Source organism: Acutalibacter caecimuris (genome assembly GCF_034335085.1).
Classification (GTDB): Bacteria; Bacillota; Clostridia; order Oscillospirales; family Acutalibacteraceae; genus Acutalibacter; species Acutalibacter caecimuris.
Map to the genome: position 1 here is coordinate 1 of NZ_JAWXXJ010000091.1, position 657 is coordinate 657.

The 657-nt window shown below is 63.2% G+C and carries 1 protein-coding gene; it reads left to right on the forward strand.

The annotated features are described in order from the left end of the window. Positions 1-657 (forward strand): S-layer homology domain-containing protein (locus U8U01_RS17315; RefSeq protein WP_322176826.1); only part of this gene is annotated, 657 nt, incomplete at both ends.

Consider the following 657-nt stretch of genomic DNA (forward strand, 5'->3'; position numbering starts at 1 on the left):
CGAGGACGGCACCTACGCCGCTGAGGTGGAGGAGCTGGACGTGGAGGCCATCGAGGTAGCGGTTGAGGTAAGCGAGGGCGCTACCTACGAGATCACCAACGAAGTTGCGGAGGATAAGATCACCTACACCATCACCGTTACCCCGGAGGATACCGAGGCCGAGGCTAAGACCTACACCCTAACCGTCACCAAGGCGGCTGTGGTTGACACCGACTTCGGCGACGTGAACCCCGACGCTTTCTACGCCGGGTACCTGGAGAGCGTGGTTAGCGCTGGCCTGATCACCGGCACCGGCACCGGCGCCGACGGCAAGCCCACCTTCAACCCCAACGGCACCATGGTCCGCGCTGACATGGCCATCGTCATGGCCCGTCTGGCCGGCTATACCGACGAGGATTGGAAGGCTTACGAATCCACCAGCGGCAACCCCTTCAGCGACGTGGCCAAGACCGGCACCTACGGCTATGCCTACGGCGCCATCATGCTGGCCAACGACCAGGGCTGGATTGTGGGTGACGGCACCTACTTCACCCCGGGCCGCGCTGTGACCCGTGAGCAGGCTGTGAGCATCATCGGCCGCTACACCAAGTTCACCACCGAGAAGGAGCCCGTGGCCTTTACCGACGCTGCACAGATCAGCAACTGGGCCAAGGAGTA